The organism is Flavobacterium piscinae (genome assembly GCF_004122145.1).
In the GTDB taxonomy this organism is placed as follows: domain Bacteria; phylum Bacteroidota; class Bacteroidia; order Flavobacteriales; family Flavobacteriaceae; genus Flavobacterium; species Flavobacterium piscinae.
In genome coordinates, this window is sequence record NZ_SBKQ01000001.1 from 338,576 (window position 1) to 362,680 (window position 24,105).

At 34.1% G+C, this 24,105-nt stretch carries 19 protein-coding genes and 1 riboswitch; of the genes, 14 read left to right on the forward strand and 5 right to left on the reverse strand.

The genetic code is table 11. The features are described from left to right. Genes EQG68_RS01345 through EQG68_RS01355 form a run of 3 tightly spaced genes read left to right on the forward strand, consistent with a single transcriptional unit; the run spans position 1 to position 4,195 of the window. Positions 1-993, forward strand: a complete 993-nt coding sequence (locus EQG68_RS01345; RefSeq protein WP_187347455.1) for an isoaspartyl peptidase/L-asparaginase family protein — start codon at positions 1-3, stop codon at positions 991-993. After that, positions 993-1,664, forward strand: a complete 672-nt coding sequence (locus EQG68_RS01350; RefSeq protein WP_129462992.1) for a copper homeostasis protein CutC — start codon at positions 993-995, stop codon at positions 1,662-1,664. The genes EQG68_RS01345 and EQG68_RS01350 overlap by 1 nt, the downstream gene beginning before the upstream one ends. A gap of 59 nt (positions 1,665-1,723) precedes the next feature. Then, a complete protein-coding gene (locus tag EQG68_RS01355) occupies positions 1,724-4,195 on the forward strand; it encodes a beta-mannosidase (protein ID WP_129462993.1) in 2,472 nt (823 codons plus the stop codon). Here the strand turns inward: EQG68_RS01355 and EQG68_RS01360 are convergent. From EQG68_RS01360 to EQG68_RS01370, 3 genes are read right to left on the reverse strand one after another with little or no spacing between them, the layout of a single operon-like run. Beyond that, a complete protein-coding gene (locus EQG68_RS01360) occupies positions 4,192-4,782 on the reverse strand; it encodes a carboxymuconolactone decarboxylase family protein (RefSeq protein WP_129462994.1) in 591 nt (196 codons plus the stop codon). The two genes, EQG68_RS01355 and EQG68_RS01360, sit on opposite strands and share 4 nt — an antisense overlap. Before the next feature lie 9 nt (positions 4,783-4,791). Further along, positions 4,792-5,406: a deoxynucleoside kinase gene (locus EQG68_RS01365; protein ID WP_112084796.1), complete on the reverse strand. Its 615-nt coding sequence runs from the start codon at positions 5,404-5,406 to the stop codon at positions 4,792-4,794. Then, on the reverse strand, positions 5,406-6,200 hold the full coding sequence (locus tag EQG68_RS01370) for a hypothetical protein (protein WP_129462995.1): 795 nt from the start codon (positions 6,198-6,200) through the stop codon (positions 5,406-5,408). Before EQG68_RS01370 ends, EQG68_RS01365 begins: the two co-directional genes overlap by 1 nt. A gap of 124 nt (positions 6,201-6,324) precedes the next feature. On the opposite strand from EQG68_RS01370, the gene EQG68_RS01375 reads away from it, so the two are divergent. Next, entirely contained in the window at positions 6,325-7,233 is a 909-nt protein-coding gene (locus tag EQG68_RS01375; protein WP_129462996.1) for a GLPGLI family protein, read from the forward strand. A 34-nt stretch (positions 7,234-7,267) separates the two neighbouring features. Then, the gene (locus tag EQG68_RS01380; RefSeq protein WP_129462997.1) at positions 7,268-9,994 is read left to right on the forward strand and encodes a TonB-dependent receptor; all 2,727 of its coding nucleotides are present in this window, start codon (positions 7,268-7,270) and stop codon (positions 9,992-9,994) included. 57 nt (positions 9,995-10,051) lie between these two features. Here the strand turns inward: EQG68_RS01380 and metK are convergent, their stop codons facing one another. Then, on the reverse strand, positions 10,052-11,302 hold the full coding sequence (metK, locus tag EQG68_RS01385) for a methionine adenosyltransferase (protein ID WP_129462998.1): 1,251 nt from the start codon (positions 11,300-11,302) through the stop codon (positions 10,052-10,054). A 283-nt stretch (positions 11,303-11,585) separates the two neighbouring features. Between metK and EQG68_RS01390 the strand changes: the two genes are divergently transcribed. From EQG68_RS01390 to EQG68_RS01420, 7 genes are all read left to right on the forward strand, one after another. Beyond that, positions 11,586-12,812, forward strand: a complete 1,227-nt coding sequence (locus EQG68_RS01390; RefSeq protein WP_129462999.1) for a T9SS type A sorting domain-containing protein — start codon at positions 11,586-11,588, stop codon at positions 12,810-12,812. A gap of 97 nt (positions 12,813-12,909) precedes the next feature. After that, positions 12,910-13,812: a T9SS-dependent choice-of-anchor J family protein gene (locus EQG68_RS01395; RefSeq protein WP_129463000.1), complete on the forward strand. Its 903-nt coding sequence runs from the start codon at positions 12,910-12,912 to the stop codon at positions 13,810-13,812. 202 nt (positions 13,813-14,014) lie between these two features. Then, a riboswitch (SAM riboswitch) is annotated at positions 14,015-14,117 on the forward strand. A 255-nt stretch (positions 14,118-14,372) separates the two neighbouring features. Continuing rightward, the gene (locus tag EQG68_RS01400; RefSeq protein ID WP_129463001.1) at positions 14,373-15,362 is read left to right on the forward strand and encodes a homocysteine S-methyltransferase family protein; all 990 of its coding nucleotides are present in this window, start codon (positions 14,373-14,375) and stop codon (positions 15,360-15,362) included. Continuing rightward, the gene (metH, locus tag EQG68_RS01405; protein ID WP_129463002.1) at positions 15,362-18,049 is read left to right on the forward strand and encodes a methionine synthase; all 2,688 of its coding nucleotides are present in this window, start codon (positions 15,362-15,364) and stop codon (positions 18,047-18,049) included. Before EQG68_RS01400 ends, metH begins: the two co-directional genes overlap by 1 nt. Before the next feature lie 76 nt (positions 18,050-18,125). Then, complete coding sequence (metF, locus tag EQG68_RS01410) at positions 18,126-19,082, forward strand: methylenetetrahydrofolate reductase [NAD(P)H] (RefSeq protein WP_129463003.1); 957 nt, start codon at positions 18,126-18,128, stop codon at positions 19,080-19,082. A 67-nt stretch (positions 19,083-19,149) separates the two neighbouring features. Next, positions 19,150-20,235, forward strand: coding sequence for an acyloxyacyl hydrolase (locus tag EQG68_RS01415; RefSeq protein ID WP_129463004.1), 1,086 nt, complete (start codon positions 19,150-19,152; stop codon positions 20,233-20,235). Between the two features lie 4 nt (positions 20,236-20,239). Continuing rightward, complete coding sequence (locus EQG68_RS01420) at positions 20,240-20,977, forward strand: head GIN domain-containing protein (protein WP_129463005.1); 738 nt, start codon at positions 20,240-20,242, stop codon at positions 20,975-20,977. On the opposite strand, the gene gldA is transcribed toward EQG68_RS01420, so the two are convergent. Continuing rightward, a complete protein-coding gene (gene gldA, locus EQG68_RS01425) occupies positions 20,978-21,877 on the reverse strand; it encodes a gliding motility-associated ABC transporter ATP-binding subunit GldA (RefSeq protein ID WP_129463006.1) in 900 nt (299 codons plus the stop codon). Positions 21,878-22,135: 258 nt separating this feature from the next. Here gldA and EQG68_RS01430 point away from each other — a divergent pair, with 258 nt between their 5' ends. Together EQG68_RS01430 and EQG68_RS01435 are read left to right on the forward strand one after the other, a co-directional pair. Beyond that, positions 22,136-22,963: a prephenate dehydratase gene (locus EQG68_RS01430; protein ID WP_129463007.1), complete on the forward strand. Its 828-nt coding sequence runs from the start codon at positions 22,136-22,138 to the stop codon at positions 22,961-22,963. Further along, on the forward strand, positions 22,960-24,105 hold the full coding sequence (locus EQG68_RS01435; protein WP_129463008.1) for a pyridoxal phosphate-dependent aminotransferase: 1,146 nt from the start codon (positions 22,960-22,962) through the stop codon (positions 24,103-24,105). Before EQG68_RS01430 ends, EQG68_RS01435 begins: the two co-directional genes overlap by 4 nt.

The window sequence follows — 24,105 nt, forward strand, 5'->3', positions numbered from 1 at the left end:
ATGGCAAACAGACGAGATTTTATTAAAACAACAGCTTTGGCAACTGCCGGAGTGGCGTTGCATTCTTTTCAATCCGATTCAGAAAAGCAGGAAATAATTTCAGAAAACTCAAACAAACCCATCGTGCTTTCCACATGGAATTTTGGCCTTCAAGCCAATGAAGCCGCTTGGGAAGTATTGAAAAACAAAGGACGTGCACTCGATGCTGTTGAAGTTGGTGTAAAACTTACCGAAGCAGATCCTACAGAACGAAGCGTTGGCTATGGCGGTCGTCCGGATAGAGAAGGGCGGGTAACGTTGGATGCGTGTATCATGGACGAATTTTCAAATATCGGTTCAGTAGCTTGTTTGGAACACATCAAACACCCTATTTCTGTAGCTAGAGCCGTCATGGAAAAAACGCCTCATGTCATGTTAGTTAGCGAAGGTGCGTTGCAATTTGCGTTGCAACAAGGCTTTAAAAAAGAAAATCTTTTGGTGGAAGAATCCGAAAAAGAGTGGAAAGAATGGCTCAAAACAAGCGAATACATTCCAAAAGCTAATATCGAAAATCACGACACTATCGGAATGATTGCTTTGGATGCACAAGGAAATTTGTCGGGAGCATGTACTACCAGCGGGATGGCTTTTAAAATGCATGGACGTGTTGGCGATTCTCCTATTATCGGTGCCGGTTTGTATGTGGATAACGAAATTGGTGCCGCAACCGCAACAGGTCACGGAGAAGAAGTCATCCGAATTACGGGCTGTCATTTAGTAGTGGAATTAATGCGACAAGGAAAATCACCACAAAAAGCGTGTGAAGAAGCGGTAATGCGAATAGTAAAACTAACACAAAATCGGGGTAAAAATCTAAAAGATATCCAAGTTGGCTTTATCGCATTAAACAAAAAAGGTGAATATGGTTCGTATTGCATACAAGGTGGATTCAATTATGCTGTTCATGATGCAACCGGAAATAAATTAATCGATGCGAAGTACTTTTTAAAATAATGAAAAAAATCGAAATCGCGTGTTTTAACCTTGAATCTGCCCTAATTGCTCAAAAAGCAGGAGCTGATAGAGTGGAATTGTGTTCAGATATGTCAGTTGGAGGTACAACTCCAACAATTGAAACGATTCAAAAAGCTCGTCAACATTTGACAATCGATATATATACAATGATTCGCCCAAGAGGTGGAAATTTCGTTTATTCTAATTCTGAATTTGAGCAAATGAAGTCGGAAATTGAAATCATCAAAAAGTTAGGAGTCAACGGATTTGTTTTAGGAATTTTAAATGAAGATAATTCAATTAATATTGAACAAAATAAAGCCTTAGTCGATTTATCGAAACCATTTCCTTGCACATTTCACAGAGCTATTGATGAGATTTCAGATTATGAACAAGCATTAGAGGATGTCATTTCTTGTGGCTTTTCAACGATTCTAACTTCTGGAACTTTTCCAAATGTGATGGAAGGAAAAGAAGTTTTAATGCAAATGGTACTTCATGCCAATAATCGTATTGAAATCATGCCCGGTGGCGGTTTGCGTTCGACCAATATTTCCGAATTAAATGAAATGGTAAATGCCAATTGGTATCATTCTTCCGCTATCACCGATGGAAGTGTAATCGCAAATCCAGAAGAAATTATTCAATTAAAGAAAATGTTACAATTTTAATTGAACTTAAATGAACTCCTTTAAGTTATAACTTTCACTTTCAAACTTATATGACTTATATGTTTAAAAAAATTACATTATTTCTAATTTTCATCTGTTATTCCGTTTCAGCACAGACTTCCTATCGCAATTTATCTACCGAAAACTGGACATTCAACAAACAACACGAAGTTCAAAAACACAAGGCAACCATTCCCGGAACTATTCACACCGATTTGTTTCAAAACCAATTAATTCCAGATCCTTTTTTTGGTGCCAATGAAAAACAATTGCAATGGATTGAAAATGAAAACTGGGAATATGAAACCCATTTTATACTATCAGAATCGGAACTAAAAAACCAAAATATCGATTTAGAATTTGTAGGTTTGGATACGTATGCAACCGTTTTTTTGAACGGAAAACAAGTTTTAGAAGCCAATAATATGTTCCGAAAATGGACAATTTCTGCAAAAAATTATCTTAAAAAAGGAAAAAATCATTTAAAAGTAGTTTTTCATTCCGCAGTTCAAAAAGGAAAAGAGGAAGCTTCAAAATTACCTTATACCTTACCAGAAAAAGAACGCATTTTTGTTCGAAAAGCACAATATCAATTCGGTTGGGATTGGGGGCCACGATTTGTTACGGCTGGAATTTGGAAAAAAGTCCAATTAAAATTTTGGAATTCGGCTAAAATTGAAAATATAAAATACAGCCAAATCGAATTGAATGATAAAAAAGCGATTTTAGAATTCACAACCGAAATTTACGTTTCCAAGGTCAAAACGATTCAGTTAAAAATCAATGACAAATCTCAAACTTTCAATCTTAAAAAAGGAAAGAACAGAATTCAAATGCAATATGAAATTACGAATCCAAAATTGTGGTGGTGTAACGGATTAGGTGATCCGAATTTGTATCCTTTTACTGTTGAAATCAGTCAGAAAAATCAGTTTTTAGATACAATAAAGCTGGATATTGGTTTGCGAACTATCGAATTAATTCAGGAAAGAGACCAAGCTGGAAAAAGTTTTTATTTCAAATTAAATGGGAAATCGGTTTTCATGAAAGGGGCTAATGTGGTTCCGCCCGATAGTTTTTTACCACGAATTTCGGATTCCACTTATTTTTCTTTAGTTGAAAATGCTAAAAAAGCGAATATGAACATGCTTCGCGTTTGGGGTGGCGGCGTTTATTTTGATGATGCCTTTTATGAAGCTTGTGATGCCAACGGAATTTTGGTGTGGCAAGATTTTATGTTTGCGTGTTCGATGTATCCTGGTGATGAAAAATTTGTAGAAAATGTAAAACAAGAAGTAATTGATAATATAAATCGCTTACAAAATCATCCAAGTATTGCCATTTGGTGTGGTAATAATGAGAATGATGAAGGTTGGCACAATTGGGGTTGGCAAAAACAATTCAACTATTCAAAAGCGGATTCGACTCAAATTTGGAACGAATATAAAAAAGTATTTCATGAAATGATTCCGAAAACTTTGGATAGTTTATTGCCAAAAGAAAAGAATATTTATTGGTCATCCTCACCCTCAAAAGGTTGGGGAAGAAAAGAAAGTTTAACCCAAGGCGATGTACATTATTGGGGTGTTTGGTGGGGAAAAGAACCCTTTGAAATGTATGAGAAAAAAGTAGGACGTTTTGTAAGCGAATATGGTTTTCAAGGGATGCCCAGTTTGGAAACCTTACAAAAAGTGGTAGCGGTTGAAGATCTAAATTTTACATCTGAAGCTTTTAAAAATCATCAGAAACATCCAATTGGATACGAAACCATCAACGAATACATGGAACGCGATTTTGTGGTGCCCAAAGATTTTGAAGATTATTTATATGTTTCCCAATTATTACAAGCTCGTGGGATGAAAATTGCCATCGAAGCTCACCGGAGAGCCAAACCGTATTGCATGGGAACGTTATTCTGGCAGTTGAATGATTGCTGGCCTGTTACGTCTTGGAGTTCGTTGGATTATTATGGAAATTGGAAGGCCTTTCATTATCAAGCGAAAAAGAGCTATGAAAATTTACTGATTTCAGTTCAAGAAGAAAATGATTCGTATAAAATTTGTATTGTAAATGATGATTTGCAGACTATTTCAGGGAATTTAGAAATTCAAAATATTGATTTTAAAGGAAAGTTACTTTTTTCAAAATCATTGAAAATTGTAGTAAAACCAAATTCGAGAGGGTCTTATTTTACACTTTTAAAAACCGCTATTTCTGAGGTGGATTTAAAAAAATCATTATTAAATATTATATTTATTTCAGAAAAAAAATTGACTTCAACTGCGTTTTATTTTGTAAAACCAAAGGCGTTAGCCCTAGAAAAGCCAACAATTGCAATTAAAAAAATAGATGACTTAACGATCGAAGTTACTACAGATGTTTTAGCAAAAAATGTATATTTTTCAACGGAAGGCAATAATCACATAAGTGATAATTATTTTGATATTTTGCCCAATCAAGTTTATAGAATTAATTTATCAAAGCCATCTAAGGAAATAAGAATAAAAAGTCTATTTGATACCTTCAATTAAATGTGTTTCCCTTTTTCCCAGCCGGTTTTAACTAAGTATTGTTGTGCACTTTCTACAGCTCCATTTTCAATAATTGTTCCCATCGAATCATTCCATCGGTTTAAGTAACCAAAAAGTGAAATTACTCCCAACATTTCAACAATTTCTCCTTCATCCCAATATTTATATAAATTGGTTTTTATTTCATCATCAACAGCATTTGGAATCACAGAAGAAGCCAACGCAAAATTTAAAGCAGCTCGTTCTGCCTCAGAAAATGCAGGATGAGTTTTATATTCCCAGATATTGTCCAATTGTTCTTGTTCCGCACCATAACGTTCCGCTGAACGGATGGCATGTGCTTGACAATACCGACAGCCAGTTGCATTACTACTAACCCAAGCAATCATTCTTTTCAATGCAGAAGATACTCGGCCTTGATTTTCCATCACAGCTTTGTTCAAATTTATAAAAGCTTTAGAAATTGCGGGACGATGTTGCATGGTAAGAACTGAATTTGGACAAAAACCTAGGGTTTCATTAAAAAATTCAGCTAATTTTTTTGTTTCTTCATCGTGATTGGATGGAAGTGGATTTACTAACGGCATAGAATATTTTTAAAATAAACCATTAATCTCAGCATCAATTCGATTGATAATCATCCCTAAATCCTCCGGATTATCTACAAAGTTAATATTGTCCACATCAATTATAAGCAGTTTTCCTTTGTCGTAACTTTGAATCCAAGCTTCGTAACGTTCATTCAATCGACTTAAATAATCAATTGAAATTGTATTTTCGTATTCACGACCTCTTTTGTGAATTTGACTTACTAAATTGGGAATCGAACTTCTTAAATAAATCAATAAATCCGGTGATTGCACCATGCTTTCCATTAACTCAAACAATGATTTGTAATTATTAAAATCACGATTAGTCATTAAGCCCATAGCATGGAGGTTAGGAGCAAAAATATGCGAATCTTCATAAATCGTTCTATCCTGAATAATTTTCTTTCCGCTTTCACGAATTTGCAAAACCTGTCTGAATCGACTGTTTAAAAAGTAAATCTGTAAGTTAAACGACCAACGTTCCATCTGATGATAGAAATCGTCTAAATAAGGATTGTCCACCACATCTTCAAAATGCGGTTCCCATTTAAAATGTTTGGCTAATAGTCGTGTTAAAGTGGTTTTTCCGGCTCCAATATTGCCTGCTACTGCTATGTGCATTACGGTAAATTAATTTGATATTTTCTTATTTCGTTGTTGGTAAAAATAAGCAAAAATTGGTCTTTAATCTGAAATTTTTCAATGATTTTTTCACCTAAATTAATTAATGAACTTTTGTTATCTTTAAAATAGTGATAATACAATTGATTTCCACTTTGATAAACCATCAATTCATTGGTAATAATTTGTGCCAAGTCAAATGGAGGTATTTTACCTAAAGAAGAAACTTTTCCAAACACATCAGAATAAGAAACAAGTCCGTTTGAATCGATCCAATAAAATTGATTGTAATCGGTTTGATAAAATACAATCGGTTGCTGAAAAGGTTGAGACAAGGGTTGAAAAACTTGTTTGTTAAAATCATACAATCCCAATTGCATTTGTAACGAATTAAAAATCCAAAGTCTGTTTTGTGAAGCTAATCCTGCAGCAGTAGTCACAATCGGGTTATTCTGAATTTTTGAAAAGTTAATCGATGCCGTTTCATTCAATTGATTATCTAAGGTAATCACTGAATTAAATCCTTCATAAAAAAGGACAATTTTCAATGGATTTTGTAAATCAACATGGGTAATTTTTCCCAAAGAAAGATTTTTATATTGTAACAATTCATTTTCCTTTTGTTTGTAAAAAACATTTCCTTTGATGAAATAATAATAGCCAAATGAATCCATTGTAATGAATTCATCAGCTATAAGTTGCTGAGAAGAAAGTAATATTGGTGTAATTTTCTTTTCTTGCGAAAATGCTAACGCTGCAAAAAACATCCAAAAAGAAATAATTATTTTTTTCATCTTGGCTAAAATACAATTATAATGATAAATATTTTGTAAGAATACCTTAATTTTTAACAAAATCTTGGTAACAAAAACCCAAATAACTCGTCATATTTGTTCTGTCAACATAAAACGTTTTGCGATGAAAACTATTGTAGTTACTTTACTTACTTTTTTTGCAGCTATTATTAGTGCTTTTGCACAAGATTTTCAGGGAATGGCTGTGTATGAATCAAAAACAAGCACCGCTGATGCTAAAGCAACACTTGCCGGAAATAGAGAGATTACTCCTGAAATGCAGAAAATGTTTGAAGAGCGGATGAAAAAAATGTTTGAAAAAACGTTTGTTTTAAATTTCGACAGAAACGCTTCAATCTACAAAGAAGAAGAGAAATTAGATGCTCCGGGACAAGGTGGCGGAATGCGAATGATGAGCAACATGATGGGTGGAGGCGGAACACATTATAAAAATGTGAAAGAAAAAATTTTTACTGTTGATAAAGAGTTTTTTGGAAAAGAGTTTTTGGTAAAAGACACATTGCCAAAATTAAATTGGAAACTTGAGGGCGAAACGAAACAAATTGGTAATTATTTATGTTTTAAAGCCACAGCAGTTAGACCGGTTAGTCAATCTGACTTTAGAAATTTCAGAAGAAAGAAAGAGGAAGAAAAAAAGGATGACAAAGAAGTTGTAAAAGAGGAAAAGAAAGAAGAAACCAAAACTACAAATTTTATGGATGGTTGGGAAATGCCTTCTGAAGTGCAAATTACAGCTTGGTATACTCCGGATATTCCAATTAATCAAGGGCCGGAAAATTATTGGGGATTACCGGGTTTGATTTTAGAAGTCACAGATGGGAAAACGGTTATTTTATGTTCAAAAGTAGTTTTGAATACAAAAGATAAAAAAGAGATTAAAGCTCCAAAAAATGGTAAGGAAGTTACGCAGGCAGAATATGATAAAATTGTCATGGAAAAAATGGCTGAAATGCGAGAAATGAATCAAGGTAGAGGTGGCAGAGGCGGAACGCAATTCCGAATTGGAGGATAAGCGACGGTATTTTAACATATAGGTACAATTTAACATGACAAAAAAATATTTTTTAACTCTTTGCTTATTTATTTCTTTTTTTTCCTTTTCACAAACAGTTCGGTTAGAGGGTTTTGTTCAGGATTCATTACAAAAACCATTGGAAATGGCTAATGTAATGGCGGTAAACCAATTAACTAAAGCAATGGATTCTTATGCAATTACAAATGATAAGGGAAAATTTCAATTAAGTTTAAAAGCAAATTCAACCTACAAAATAAAAGTGAGTTACATTGGTTATCAACCTCTTGATGTTTCAGTTGAAACCAAAGAAGATGATATTCAAAAAATTTTAATTCTAAAAGAAGGTGGTTTTGATTTAGAAGGAGTTGAAATTGTACAGGAAATGCCTGTTTCTATTAGTGGTGATACAATTATTTACAATGCCGATTCTTTTAAAACAGGCACCGAACGGAAATTAGAAGATGTACTCAAAAGACTACCAGGTGTTGATGTAAATGCCGATGGTGAAATTGAAGTGGAAGGTAAAAAAGTATCTCAACTTTTGGTTGATGGAAAAAAGTTTTTTGAAGGAGATACGAAATTAGGTGCAAAAAATATTCCATCAGATGCCGTAGACAAAGTTCAAGTGTTGCGTAATTACACCGAAGTGAGTCAGCTTCGCGGATTAGAAAATAACAATGATGACATTGCAATCAATATTAAACTCAAAAAAGGGAAAAATAAATTTTGGTTTGGCGATATTTCGGCCGGTGTGGGGCCGGATGAACGTTACATAATCAACCCCAAATTGTTTTATTATAGCCCGAATACGAGTATAAACGTACTTTCAAATTTTAATAATATCGGCGATGTGCCTTTTTCATTGCGTGATTATTTTAGGTTAACCGGTGGTTCGAGAAACACAATCAGTCGTAGTGGTACTAACTTTAACGTTTCTTCCAACGATTTAGGAATTTCAACGCAGCGAAATAATCGTGCCGCTGAAATTGACACAAAATTTGGAGCCGCAAATGTAACACAACAAATTTCGAAAACATGGAATGTAAGTGGTTTTGCGGTTTTTACATCCGACAAAACACTAACTAATACACAATCGCGATTTGAATATTTTCTGCCAAACTCAACACAAGTTGCAACACAAGAAAACAGAAGTGATATTTCGAATTTAACTAATAATCTGTCTATTATTAAATTTGGTTCCAAATTTAAACCTAACTCAAACTTTCAATTCGATTATGATGTTTCTTTAAAAAGATCCAATCAAGAAGAAGCAAATTTATTGGAAACCAATGAAACCTCTTTCGACGGGAGTCAGAATTTAAATAGCATTAATTCATTTAAAAAACAAGATCCGCTTACATTAAATCAAAGTGTGAACATGTTTTGGACTCAAGACGAAAAAAATACATGGGCATTAGAAATGCAACATCTTTATCAAGATGAAGATCCGCTTTATAATCCGAATTTATTAAACGAACCTTTTGAAGAGTTGGGGCTTTTTGATGTCAATCAAAGTAGTTTTAATATCAATCAAACTCGTTTTGTGAAGACAAATAAGTTAGATGCCAAAATTGATTATTACTATTCACTTACATCAAAAAGCAACATTAATATCACCATAGGAAACACCAATTCCAACCAAAGTTATAACTCCGGAATTTTTCAAGCATTGGATGATGGTACAAATTTTGTTCTGGAATCAGATGATTACAAAAATGATGTTCGTTATAGTTTTAATGATGCTTATTTAGGGGTACACTACAAATTTATTACCGGTAAATTTACGTTCAATCCGGGCGTTAGTTTTCATTTGTATAATACGTACAATGATCAGTTAAATTCCAGAGTTAGAGATGATTTCTCAAGAATTTTACCGGATGTATTTGCACAATATCAAATAAAAAAATCGGAATCGTTGACTTATAATTACCGAATGAGTAATGTTTTTAGCGATATAAATTCTTTTGTGCAAGGATTAACGTTTAGTAATTTTAACTCGTTTAACAGAGGTAATCGTTTGTTAGAGAATGCCTTGCAACAAACACATTCCTTGCGTTACTTTAAATATAATCTCTTTAACTATACAACTATTTTTGGTAATTTAATTTATTCCAAAACTACTGATCCAATTGTGAATAGGGCGTTTTTTAATGGAATATACCAATTGAATGAAAGAGTAAACCTAGATGTGGAAAACGAAAGTATAAATGGAACAATTGGTTATCAACGCACTTTTTTGAAATATTATAAAGCGAATGTGGGAGCCAACTTGAACTGGTCAAAATTTAATACCCTTAGAGTTTTTGAAGTAAATACTATTCAAGTGGAGAGATTACAGACAACCGAATCGTTTAGCCAAATTTACAGAGCTTCGTTAGGAACTCAGTTCAAACAATGGCCTAATATTGAAGTGGGTTACAGTATAACTCTGAATGATTATGAAAGTGCCACTTTTAAAACGCAACAACCATTTGCTCGCTTGGATTATTTCTTTTTGGATGGATTTTCATTCAATGCAGAATATGATTATTACAATTATTCAAATTCAAATGGTACTATCAATAATGAATATGATTTTTTAAATACGAGTTTAAGCTATCGTAAAAAAGATGCAAAAATGGAGTATAGAGTTGGTGTTACCAATTTATTAGATACGAAATCTTTAAATGATGATAGTTTCAATCAGACATTTTTTTCTACATCGCAATACGTTGTTCAGCCTCGTTATTTAATTTTTACACTTAGGTATAATCTATAAAAAATAAAACCCTGATTCTTATTTTGAAGTCAGGGTTTTTTATGGATAAGTTTGTACTTATAATCCAAAAGCTTTTTTCACAGGATCTACGAAGTCTAATTTTTCCCAAGTAAATAATTCTACTTCAATAGTTTTTGATAAACCACCCGGAGCATTAAATGTTTTAGTTATAGTTTCAGGAGTTCTGCCCATATGTCCATAAGCAGCCGTTTCACTGTAAATAGGATTTCTCAATTTCAAACGTTGTTCAATAAAATAAGGACGCATATCAAAGATATTTTCTACAATTTTACTGATTGCTCCATCTGTCATATTAACTTTAGAAGTGCCATAAGTATTTACATTAATAGAAGTTGGTTCTGCAACACCAATAGCATACGAAACTTGCACTAAAATTTCATCTGCAACACCGGCTGCAACCAAATTTTTTGCAATATGACGTGTTGCATAAGCCGCACTTCGATCTACTTTAGACGGGTCTTTACCTGAAAAAGCACCACCTCCGTGAGCTCCTTTTCCTCCATAGGTATCTACAATAATTTTTCTTCCGGTTAACCCGGTATCACCATGAGGACCTCCAATAACAAATTTTCCGGTTGGGTTGATGTGGTATTTAATGTTTTCATTAAATAAATGAGTATACTGTGGATTTTTAGAAATAACCCTTGGAATTAATATGCTAATAATGTCTTTTTTGATTTTCGCTAACATGGTTGGTTCATCAGCAAAGTCATCATGTTGTGTAGAAACTACTATGGCGTCAATTCGAACGGGTTTGTTGTCATCAGAATATTCTAAAGTAACTTGAGATTTTGCGTCCGGACGCAAATACGTAATTTCATTGTTCTCTCTACGTAAATCAGCCAATTCCTGTAACAATTGATGTGATAATTTCAAGGCCAACGGCATGAATTCTGCCGTTTCATTTGTAGCATAACCAAACATCATTCCTTGGTCGCCGGCACCTTGCTCTTCTTTACTCGCTCTGTCAACACCCTGATTAATATCGGCCGATTGTTCGTGAATAGCTGAAAGCACACCACATGAGTTAGCTTCAAACATATATTCGCTTTTAGTATAGCCAATCTTTCTAATTACATCACGTGCAATAGATTGTACATCCAAGTAAGTATTAGATTTTACCTCCCCGGCTAGAATTACTTGTCCTGTTGTAACCAATGTTTCACAAGCCACTTTTGATTCAGGGTCAAAAGCCAAAAAATTATCGATTAAAGCATCACTGATTTGATCTGCTACTTTGTCTGGATGTCCTTCGCTTACAGACTCTGACGTAAATAAATAAGCCATAATTACAATTTAAATTACTGTTTTTTTCATTGTTAATATAAAAAGATAACGGAAAAATAAATTGCATGAAAATAACTAAAGAAGAATTCTGCTTTAGCATTTTTTTATGAGGTTGCAATCAGTACAAATTTTTCCTCTAAATTATCAGATGGCAAATGTATGGAGGTTTTTGTTAAAATAAAAATTATATCTTTTAAAAGTTTTTCATTACATTTTTATTCAAATGTTTGACTTTCAAAAAAAAGTTTTACTTTTATACATTAAAATATAAAACTATTAATTTATGAAAAAACTATTACTTTTTGTTTTTGCTTTTGTTCAATGTGCAATTTTTGCTCAAGGAGCTAGTTGTGAAACAGCTACTTCGGTGACTGTTGGTACATATACTTATGGCACAATTAATGGGACTTATCAGGCTGGTTGTTATACTACGGCAGATGTGACCTCTGGATTGTGGTATTCATTTAATTCTCCAACTGAGACTGTAGTTAGAATAAATACTAACATTGCTGCAAATCCTGCTACTGGAGATTCTAGAATTTCAGTTTTCGATGGTTCTTGTTTAGCCTTAGTATGCGTAAATGCTTCTGATGACGTTAGTGGTACAAATTATTTAACAGATTTGTCATTTTTAGCTGAGGCTAATGTAACTTATTACATCCAATTCGATAACCGATGGGGAGCAGATGCCGATAATTTATCGTTCGAGGTTTCAACATTGCCTTCTCCATGTAGTTCGGAAGTACCATTCAATGAGGTTTGGGCAAATCAATTTACTTGTTGGCGAGTTTTTAATACTGATGCGAATGGCTTGTCTTGGGCATTTAATAACGGTAATGATGTAAATGGAGATACAGTAAACGATCCAATTGCATTGGTTTTTCCTACTGCAACAACTAATGGTCCTAAAAATGACTGGTTGATATCCAATGGTCTTTCACTTACTGCAGGAAGCACTTGTCAAGTAGTTTTAACTTATAATGGTTTTAACAATCCTTTGCCTGCTAACGAAAGTTTTAGAGTTGTAATGCTTGATAGTAAATCACCTGATGCTGCATTTAGTCAAGAAATTGGGTCTGAAACAGGAATAGTACAAAGTGGTGCAGGTGTACCAAACTTATTACCGGAAGCATATACATCTACTTTTGAGTTTGTACCACCAACTTCAGGAAATTATCACATTGGGGTACATTCAAATACAGGTTCAGCGGCAGGTATATTTATGTTATTTAGTGTTTCTTTGACAGAGACTCTTAGCACGCAAGATTTCTTTGCTAATAATTTAAAGATTTCTCCAAATCCAACAAAAGATATTTTAAACTTATCTACGTCAACAACGTTGATTAACAATGTTGAAGTGACTGATTTAAATGGAAGAGTGGTTAAATCATTTAACTTAAGTGGAATATCTCAAACAGAATTAAATGTGTCTGATTTACAATCTGGAATGTATTTCATTTTAGTTGAAACTGATTTAGGAAAAGGTACCACCAAAATTGTTAAAAACTAAACATTAAATAAAACGTAAGAAGTCCGAAATTTTCGGACTTTTTTTTAAAATTATTTATTAATTTTTTATCTTAGGTTTAATATTTAAAAAATAAATCATGAAAAAACTATTACTATTGGTATTATTTTGTACATCGTTTTTGACAGATGCTCAAACAACAATTTTTGCTGAAGATTGGGACGGAAACGGACCTGGAATCAGTGAATGGATTTTGTATAATCTTGACAACAGAACTCCAGTTGGACCTGGTGGAACTGATGGTGAGGCATTATCATTTTTAGTTCAAGATGCATGGACGGTTCTTTCGTTTGAACAAATTCAAGGAGCTAATCCTCTTTTTGAGGCATATCCTACGGCAGCAACTGGTATGGATGGAAATATTATTGCCAGCAATTCATGGTATAATCCAGTTGGTGTTGCAAACGATTGGCTTGTGTCTCCTTTGATTAGTATTCCAGTTGGAGCCACAAACATAAGTTTAAATTGGGCAGCTACAAGCTTAGGTAATACGACTTTTCTAGAAGATTACAGAGTTCATTTATCACCAACAGGTGGTTCTCAAGTGGCAAATTTTACAACTCTTTTAATTGATGTAAATAATGAGTTAAATACAGGTAACTATCGTGTACAACCTTTAAGTGACAATTTAGCAGGAACTTCTTTTAGAATTGCTTTTCAAAATGATGGAAATGATCAATATGTAATGTTTCTAGATAACATTACTGTAACAGCTACAGTTACAGCATCAGCTGAAGATTTCTTTGCCAACAACCTAAAAATCTATCCTAATCCAACTAATGGCATGATTAACCTTTCTTCTACTACAACTTTAATCAATAATGTGTCGGTGACTGATTTAAATGGTAGAATTGTTAAATCTTTTTACTTAAGTGGAATTTCTCAAACAGAATTAAACGTTTCTGATTTAACTTCAGGGATGTATTTTGTTTCAGTTGAAACTGATTTAGGAAAAGGAACTACTAAAATAGTTAAAAACTAAATAGGTTATACATAATTAGGAAAATCCGGACTTAGTTCCGGATTTTTTTTTAAAAGTCATCTAAATTAATAAATTATTTTTCTAAAAGATACGTAAAATATAGAGTAATTTTCTGTAATCATTAAAAAATAAAATTTATTTTAGATATTTTTTCTAAATTACGAATACTTTTCTATATTTGCCCCGTTCATACACATACTGATCGTTATCACGAAAGCCGGAGGGAATAGACCCTGTGAAAGCTTAGCAACCCTGCAACTGTAGAAGGTGCTACATTCTATTCGCCACGGCGAAACAGATAACCCGTTTATTTTCTCTATTTCCTGATAATTTTTTTAGTTAGAAGCTAATCCCGCTTTCCGCTGCAATTTTTTGCCGCATCCGGCTTTTTTTCTACGCTTCAAAAAGAGCTTCCGTTGGTCGCTTTTTTAAAGCAAGAAAAAATAGCCGTCTGTTCCAAAAAATTTACGCTACAATCGGGGCTAGGTGTCGGTGCAACATGCAAGTCATAGCGAACTTTGCGTAAACTCTTTGCGAACTTTGCGGTTAAAAAAAATAAAATGTTAGAAATAGAAAAAGCCATACAAGAAAGAATCCTCGTCCTCGACGGAGCCATGGGAACGATGTTACAACGAAACAACTTCTCCGAAGAAGATTTTCGCGGCGAACGTTTCAAAGATTTTCCACATCCTTTAAAAGGAAATAACGACTTACTTTCCATCACCCAACCCGAGGCAGTAAAAGCCGTCCATCGAGCCTATTTTCAAGCCGGTGCTGACATCGTAGAAACGAACACTTTTTCAGGAAACACCATCGGAATGGCCGATTATCATCTCGAAGAGTTGGTTTATGAACTCAACTATCAATCTGCTAAAATCGCCCGCGAAGTTGCCGATGAATTCACCGATAAACCACGTTTTGTCGCCGGTTCCATTGGGCCAACCAACCGAACTGCATCCATGAGTCCGGACGTGAACGACCCTGGATTTCGTGCCGTAACTTTTGACGATTTGCGCATCGCTTACAAACAACAAGTAGAAGCTCTTATCGATGGAGGTTGTGATGTTTTATTAGTAGAAACCATCTTCGACACACTCAACGCCAAAGCCGCCCTTTTTGCCATCGAAGAAGTCAAAGAAGAACGAAATCTTGATATTCCGGTTATGGTGTCGGGAACAATTACCGATGCATCCGGACGAACCCTTTCCGGACAAACCGTTGAAGCTTTTTTAATTTCGATTTCACATATTCCATTATTAAGTATCGGATTCAATTGTGCTCTTGGTGCAGACCAATTGAAACCTTACTTGAAACGACTAGCGATGAATACGCAGTTAAATATTTCAGCTCATCCCAATGCAGGATTACCCAACGCTTTTGGGCACTACGACCAAACTCCGGAAGAAATGCAAGCGTTAATCCGTGACTATTTGCAAGATAATTTAGTCAACATTATTGGTGGTTGTTGCGGCACAACGCCGGAACACATCAAATTAATTGCCGAAGTAGCGAAAGAATTTAAACCCAGACAAATTTTAGAAATGAAATAATGCCAGAAGCAGTTTGTAAAAAATATTTGAAACTATCCGGTCTTGAACCACTCGTCATAACACCTGAAACGAATTTCGTAAATGTGGGCGAACGTACAAATGTGACCGGGTCACGAAAGTTTCTCCGATTAATCAAAGAAGAAAAGTACGAAGAAGCTCTTGATATTGCCAGAAATCAAGTGGAAGGAGGAGCTCAAATCATCGACGTCAACATGGACGAAGGAATGTTGGATGGCGTTTATGCAATGACCAAATTCCTAAATCTAATTGCCGCCGAACCTGATATTGCAAGAGTTCCGGTGATGATAGACAGTTCTAAATGGGAAATCATCGAAGCCGGATTAAAAGTCATTCAAGGAAAAGGTGTTGTAAACTCCATTTCGTTAAAAGAAGGAGAAGTAACGTTTATTCATCACGCCAAATTAATTAAACGTTACGGAGCAGCTGTCATCGTAATGGCTTTTGATGAAAACGGTCAAGCGGATACCTATGAAAGACGTATCGAAATTTGTAAAAGAAGCTACGATATATTAGTCGAAAAAGTAGGTTTTCCGGCTGAAGACATCATTTTCGACCCCAATATTTTCCCGGTTGCTACCGGAATGGAGGAACATAAATTAAATGCGGTAGATTTTTTCAGAGCAACCAAATGGATTCGAGAAAATTTACCTTATGCACATGTTTCCGGTGGTGTGAGCAACGTTTCCTTTTCGTTTCGTGGGAATGATAAAGTGCGAGAAGCCATGCATTCTGCGTTCCTTTATCACGCCATACAAAATGGAATGACAATGGGAATTGTGAATCCTGAAATGCTGGAAATTTATGATGAAATCGATAAGAATTTATTAGAATACGTTGAAGATGTTTTATTAAACCGAAAAGAAGATGCCACTGAATTGCTTTTGGCTTTAGCCGAAAGTTATAAAGGAGATTTCAAAGTCAATGAAAAAGCTATACAAGAATGGCGAAATGGTTCGGTTCAAGAACGATTGACTCATTCCTTAGTCAAAGGAATTGATGAATTCATCGAAATTGATGTAGAAGAAGCCAGACTAAATGCTTCAAAAGCAATCGAAGTCATTGAAATCAATTTAATGGCAGGAATGAATGTCGTAGGCGATTTATTTGGTAGCGGAAAAATGTTTTTGCCGCAAGTGGTTAAATCGGCTCGCGTGATGAAAAAAGCGGTAGCTTATCTTCTTCCTTTTATCGAAGCTGAAAAAGATTCAACCACTTCATCATCCGCCGGAAAAGTATTGATGGCAACCGTTAAAGGCGATGTTCATGATATTGGAAAAAATATTGTGGCAGTTGTATTAGCCTGTAACAATTTTGAAATTGTCGATTTAGGTGTCATGGTTCCGCCGGAAAAAATCATTGAAACCGCAATTCGTGAAAACGTTGATATTATAGGATTAAGCGGATTAATTACACCATCGTTGGATGAAATGGTTTCTTTGACCAAAGAAATGGATAAGTTGAATATTAAAATCCCAATTATGATTGGTGGGGCAACTACTTCTCGTGCCCATACTGCTGTGAAAATTGCACCCGAATATCGAGAAACCGTTGTGCATGTGAATGATGCTTCGCGAGCTGTAACAGTTGCAACGAATTTATTGCAGCCCGAAACTAAAACAGTTTATGCTAAAACATTACGAGAGGAATATGACCAACTTCGTGAAGGGTATCTGAACAGAAGTAGAGAGAAGAATTTTTTGTCGATAACTGAAGCAAGAAAAAATAAATTGCAACTCGATTGGAAAAATTATCATGTAACAAAACCCAATTTTATCGGAGTAAAAACCATTGAAGTAGAATTATCCGAGTTAGTTGATTTTATCGATTGGACACCCTTTTTTCAATCGTGGGAATTGTATGGAAAATATCCGACTATATTAACTGATGAAGTGGTAGGTGAACAAGCCTCCCATTTATTCGCTGATGCTCAAAAAATGTTACAACAAATCGTAAATGAAAAATGGTTTACCGCTAAAGGAATTCTCGGAATTTTTCCGGCTAGTTCAATAAATGATGATGACATAGCAGTTTTCCCGACAACAGAAAACGGACAACCAACAACGTTTTTGACCTTAAGACAACAATCCCAAAAAACCGCCGGAGCACCAAATATAGCTCTTGCCGATTTCATCGCTCCCAAAGATTCGGGAAAGCAAGATTATATCGGTTGTTTTTGTGTCACAACCGGATTTGGCGTGGATGAAAAAGCATCCGAGTTTGAAAAGCAGTTAGATGATTATAATTCTATTTTAGTAAAAGCTTTGGGTGACCGATTGGCAGAAGCTTTTGCCGAATATTTACATCTCAAAGTGCGAAAAGAAATTTGGGGACATTCTTCCGATGAAAAATTATCAAATGAAGATTTAATCAAAGAAAATTATACCGGAATTCGTCCGGCTCCGGGTTACCCTGCTTGTCCGGATCATTTAGAAAAACCTACCATTTGGAAATTGTTAAATGTAGAAGAAAAAATAGGCGTAAAATTAACCGAAAGCATGGCCATGTGGCCGGCAGCATCGGTTTCCGGTTATTATTTTGCTCATCCGGAAAGCAAATATTTCGGATTGGGTAAAATAAAAATAGACCAAGTAGAAGAATACGCCAAACGAAGAAATATCAGTGTAGAAATGGCGATGAAATGGCTTTCGCCGAATATAGCAGAGTAATAATTTGTTTCATGTTTCAAGTTTCAAGTTGTTCTACCAACCTGAAACCTGAAACCTGAAACCTGAAACTTAAAACATGAAAGTAACCCAACATATCGAAAACGCCAACGGCAAACCCTTATTCTCCTTTGAAATTTTACCGCCATTAAAAGGTCAAAATATTCAATCTATTTTTGATTCGATTGATCCGCTGATGGAATTTAATCCACCTTTTATTGATGTAACCTATCATCGTGAAGAATATGAATTCAAAGAATTACCCAGCGGATTATTACAAAAGAAAATTGTAAAAAAACGTCCCGGAACGGTGGGGATTTGTGCGGGAATTCAAAATAAATATGAGGTGGATGCTATTCCGCATATTTTGTGTGGCGGATTTACTAAAGAAGATACCGAAAATTTATTAATTGATTTAGATTTTCTTGGGATTGATAATGTAGTGGCTCTTCGTGGCGATGCTTTGAAAAACGAAATTTATTTCAAACCTGAGAAAGAAGGGAATGAATACGCATCAGAGTTGGTAACACAAATTCATAATTTAAATAAAGGTATTTATTTGGATGAAGATTTACAAAATTCATCGTGTACCAATTTTTGTATTGGTGTTGCCGGTTATCCCGAAAAACATATGGAAGCACCCAGTATGGACAGCGACATTCATTTTTTAAAACAAAAAATCAAAAACGGAGCAGATTATATCATCACACAGATGTTTTTTGATAATCAAAAGTTTTTTGATTTTGTTGCCAAATGCAGAGCAGCCGGAATTACAGTCCCAATTATACCGGGATTAAAACCCATAGCGACCAAAAAGCAATTGAATTTGATTCCGCATCGATTCAAAGTGGATTTACCTGACGATTTAATTATGGCTGTGGTTAAAGCTAAAGATAATGATGCCGTAAAACAAATCGGAATTGAATGGTGTATTGCTCAAAGTAAAGAATTGGTTGCAGCCGGAATTCCGGTTCTACATTATTATTCGATGGGAAAAGCAGAAAATATTAAAGCAATTGCAAAGGAGATATTTTAAACTCAATTGATTCATAAAGTTTTCTTACTAATTTTATTCTGTTATATTTGCCGGAATAACTTTTAGAATGAGGAAACTTTATTTTTTTTTATTGCTTTTTACATCATTCCTCTCAGCTCAGGAAAAAACAGAAACAACCGCATTGGATGTCCAATATTTTAGGGGAAATGTTTTACCTCACACTGACGATTTACAACATTTTTTGCAAGGTCATCCTGATGGCGTATTAATTAGTTTGTATAAAAAAACCTATGGACATCAAGAATGGGAAAGAGCATTTAACTATCCGGATTATGGTGGTTATTTCATTTTTCAAGATTTTAAAAATGATATTTTAGGAAAGGTTTATGGCGTTGGAGCTCACTACAATTTTTATTTTTTAAATCGTAAAGTTCAGTTTAAAATTGCACAAGGAGTAGCTTATACAACTGATCCCCATGATAAAGAAACCAATAGTAAAAATTATGCTTTTGGTTCAAAAATAGTAGCTAATACTAATTTTGCACTAAATTATTCCACACCGCTTGTTGATCGATTTGAATTAAAAGCAGGATTATTATTCACTCATTTTTCAAACGGTAGAATTAAAGCTCCCAACAGCGGAGTGAATTCCTATGGCGTGAATCTTGGTGTAACCTATAATTTTCAAGAGCCACTTGAAAGACAAATTGATACCTTGCCCAAAATTAAATTTACGGAACCGATAAAATATAATTTAGTTTTAAGAACCGGAATTAGCGAAAATCCTATTATTGGAAGTGGTCAAAAACCATTTTTTCATCCTGCTTTTTATGTTGATAAACGGATAAGTAGAAAAAGTGCTTTTCAATTAGGAGCAGAAGTTTTTTTTACCAATTCTTACAAAGAATTTATCAAGTTTCAATCCATAGCTTATCCTGAAGAAAATGTAACAGCAGATACAGACTATAAAAGAGCGGGTGTATTTGTTGGGTATGAACTATTTATCAATAGAATTTCGCTAGAAGCACAAGTAGGATACTATGTCTATCAACCCTACAAGTCAGATATACCTGTTTATGATAGGGTTGGAATGAAATATTACATTACTAAAAAAGTATTCACAGGATTATCAATAAAAACCCATATTTTCTTGGCAGAGGCAATGGAGTTTGTGATGGGAGTAAGATTTTAATACGATGAAAAAGTTAATTTTAATATTTGTAATGGCTACTTTTTTTTACAATTGTGAAAAGCCGGGAGATTGCATTAAATCAACAGGTGAAATGGTTACAAGAGAAATTGAGGTAACGCCTTTTGAAACTGTTTTTGTTTACACAGGAATTGGATTAGTTATCAAACAAGGACCTGAATATAAATTAGAAGTCAAATCCGGTGAGAATTTAATTGATGATATTGAAGTAAAAGTTGAAAATAATACACTCACATTAAAAGACAAAACCACTTGTAATTGGGTACGGGATTATGGGCAAACAACCGTATATATTACAGCCCCGAGTTTATCTGATATTCATTCAAAAACGGAGCAAGAAATTAGGTCAGATGGTGTTTTAAGTTATCCAATAATAAGGTTATATAGTATGGATTTAACGGATGGTGCCGGAACTGGCGATTTTATTTTTGAAATTGATAACGGACAATTAGTGGTTCTAAATAATAATGTTTCTCGTTTTTACATTTCAGGTAACACACAAGAAGCTTTATTGAATTTTTATGATGGAAATGGACGCCTTGAAGCACAAAATTTAACTATAAATGTTGCGAAAGTTTTCCATCGAGGTTCAAATGATATGATTATTAAACCTCTTCAAAGTGTAGAAGGAGATTTATATAGTACAGGAAATTTAATTTTATTAAATACACCTCCTAATGTAAATCTAACTGAACATTATCAAGGAAGAGTGATTTACAACTAATTATTTCTTCGTTTTTTCTCTGAAAATAGCTTCCAAATTTTTACTTTTCAAATGAATTTGAAGGGTTTTCAAGCCATTTTCATTAGCAAAATCAAATAGTTTTGATCGCATATCATCTGAAGAGATGAAGGTTATTTCCCAAACAAAAGCTGTTATTTTTTGGGCTGATTTAAAATTGGGTAAAGTAGTAAGCAATTCTTCTGAAACAGCTTTATCAAATTCTACTTCAATCACTTGCTCTTGTTCATCTGACATTAATTTATCTAATTTTTTATCCGTTACAATTTTTCCTTTGTTAATAATGATAACGCGATCACAAATAGCTTCCACCTCTTGCATAATATGTGTAGAAAGGAAAACCGTTTTGTCTTTTCCGATATTTTTTATCAACTCTCTAATTTCCACCAATTGATTCGGGTCTAAGCCCGTGGTGGGTTCGTCCAAAATTAAAACTTCCGGGTTATGTAATAAAGCAGTAGCCAAACCAACCCGTTGACGATACCCTTTTGAGAGTTGACCAATTTTTTTGTGACTTTCAGGGGTCAAACCGGTTAATTCAATCACTTCCTGAATTCTGTTTTTAGAAACTTTATACACATCCGCATTAAAAGCTAAATACTCACGAACATATAAATCTAAATACAACGGATTGTGTTCCGGTAAGTAACCAACAATCTTCTGAACTTCTTGATTGGCATCAGTTACATCTAAATTATTCACCGATGCACTTCCCTCATCAGCAGAAATATAAGTAGTTAAAATTTTCATCAATGTAGATTTTCCGGCCCCATTTGGTCCCAAAAAACCAACAATTTCCCCTTTATTTACAGAAAATGATACATTGTCTAATGCTTTCTGAGCACCATACATTTTTGAAATATTTTTAACCTCGATTGACATAGAATAAGATTTAAAGCAAAAGTAAAGTTTTTTATTTAACTCATTTTTTTTGAGAAAAGTATTTTAATTAAAATAATTTACTATATTAGCAATTCAAAATCAAAAAATGATTTCACACAACACCTATTATTTCACCAATTTCTTTTATTTTTTCTTTGGGAAAAAATCGGGATTGGTATTGTGTTATGTAAGGTAAATTTTTAATTCACAACAAATATAAATCCCGGTTCTTTTGAGTCGGGATTTTTTTATGCTTTTATGATAACAAAAATTGCAATTCAGGGTATAAAAGGCTCATTTCACCATCAAGTAGCTGAAAATTATTTTGCTGAACCATTTGTTTTGGAAGAATGTCACTCGTTTGAAAGTTTGGTTAAAAATGTCATCTTAGATACATCAAGCAAAGGAATAATGGCTCTTGAAAATTCCATCGCCGGATCAATTATTCCAAATTATGCTTTAATTGACCACAATAATTTACACATTATTGGCGAATATTATTTGGATATTCATCACAATCTTTTGGCATTAAAAGGTCAAACGATAGCGGATATAAAAGAAGTACAATCGCACCCAATGGCATTGCTACAATGTGCTGTTTTCTTTTCAAATTATCCGCACATCAAATTGATAGAAAGTAGCGATACAGCTGAAACAGCTAAACGAATTCAAGAACAAAATTTGGTAGGTGTTGCAGCCATAGCAGGCAAAAAAGCAGCAGAATTATATGATTTAAGTGTTTTGGCAAAAGATATTCACACCGTAAAAAATAACACCACTCGTTTTGTCATCGTGAAATCGGTGAATAAAGAATTTCCGAAAAGTGAAATCAATAAAGCTTCCTTAAAATTTGAATTAGCAGATAAACCCGGCAACTTAGCATTTGTATTGAAAATGATTAGCGATTGCCAATTAAATATGACCAAAATTCAATCGTTACCCATTATTGAAACACCTTTTCAATATTCGTTTTTTATTGATGTGGTTTTTGATAAATATGATTTTTATGAAGAAGCTAAAAGAAATTTACAACAAATAACCCGACATTTTAAAGTATTAGGTGAATATAAAAATGGACGACTATGATACCAACTGCAGATCGCTTGAATTCGGTTCAAGAATATTATTTTTCCAAAAAATTGCGAGAAGTGAATCAACTACTTTCCGAAGGAAAACCGATTATTAATATGGGAATTGGCAGTCCGGATTTGTTGCCACATTTTTCGGTGGTGAATGCCATTCAACATTCGATGAACGATAAAAAAGCTCACGAATACCAAAGTTATCAAGGTTTACCTGAACTGCGAAAAGCGATGGCAACATTCTATCAAAATCAGTTTCATGTTTCGATGGATTTTGCTTCCGAAATTTTGCCTTTAATGGGTTCGAAGGAAGGAATTATGCATGTTTCGATGGCTTTTTTGAATAAATCGGATGAAGTTTTAATTCCCAATCCGGGTTATCCAACGTATGCTTCCGTTACGGAATTAGTCCAAGCAAAACCTGTTTTTTATGATTTAGTAGAAGAGAATAATTGGCTTCCCGATTTTGAAGCTCTCGAAAAATTAGACTTATCCAAAGTCAAAATTATGTGGGTTTGTTATCCACACATGCCAACCGGTGCAAAAGCGAACACAGAAGTTTTTAAAAAATTAATCGCTTTCGGAAAAAAACATCAGATTTTGATAGTCAATGATAATCCGTATAGTTTTGTGTTGAATGATCATCCGATGTCGATTTTTCAAGTGGAAGGAGCCAAAGAAATTGCGTTAGAACTCAATTCACTCAGCAAATCATTCAATATGTCCGGTTGGCGAGTGGGGATGATTTTGGGAAGCAAATTTTTTTTAGATGCTGTCTTAAAGGTGAAAAGTAACATGGATAGCGGTATGTTTTACGGTATTCAAAAAGGAGCAATTGAAGCATTAAACTTAGATAAAAATTGGTTTGAAAGCCAAAATAAAATTTATCAAAAGCGAAAAAACTTGCTTGTCAAATTCGTAGATAAATTAGGTTGTTCATATGATAAAAACAGTGTTGGATTATTTATTTGGGCTAAACTTCCAGATGGTGTGACTTCATCTGAAGCATTTATTGATGAAATGTTGATTGAAAAACATATTTTCATCACACCGGGAACAATTTTTGGGAGTAATGGCGAAGGATACATTCGGTTTTCGTTGTGTATCGAAGAAGAAAAAATTATGGAAGCATTAGCACGATTTTAA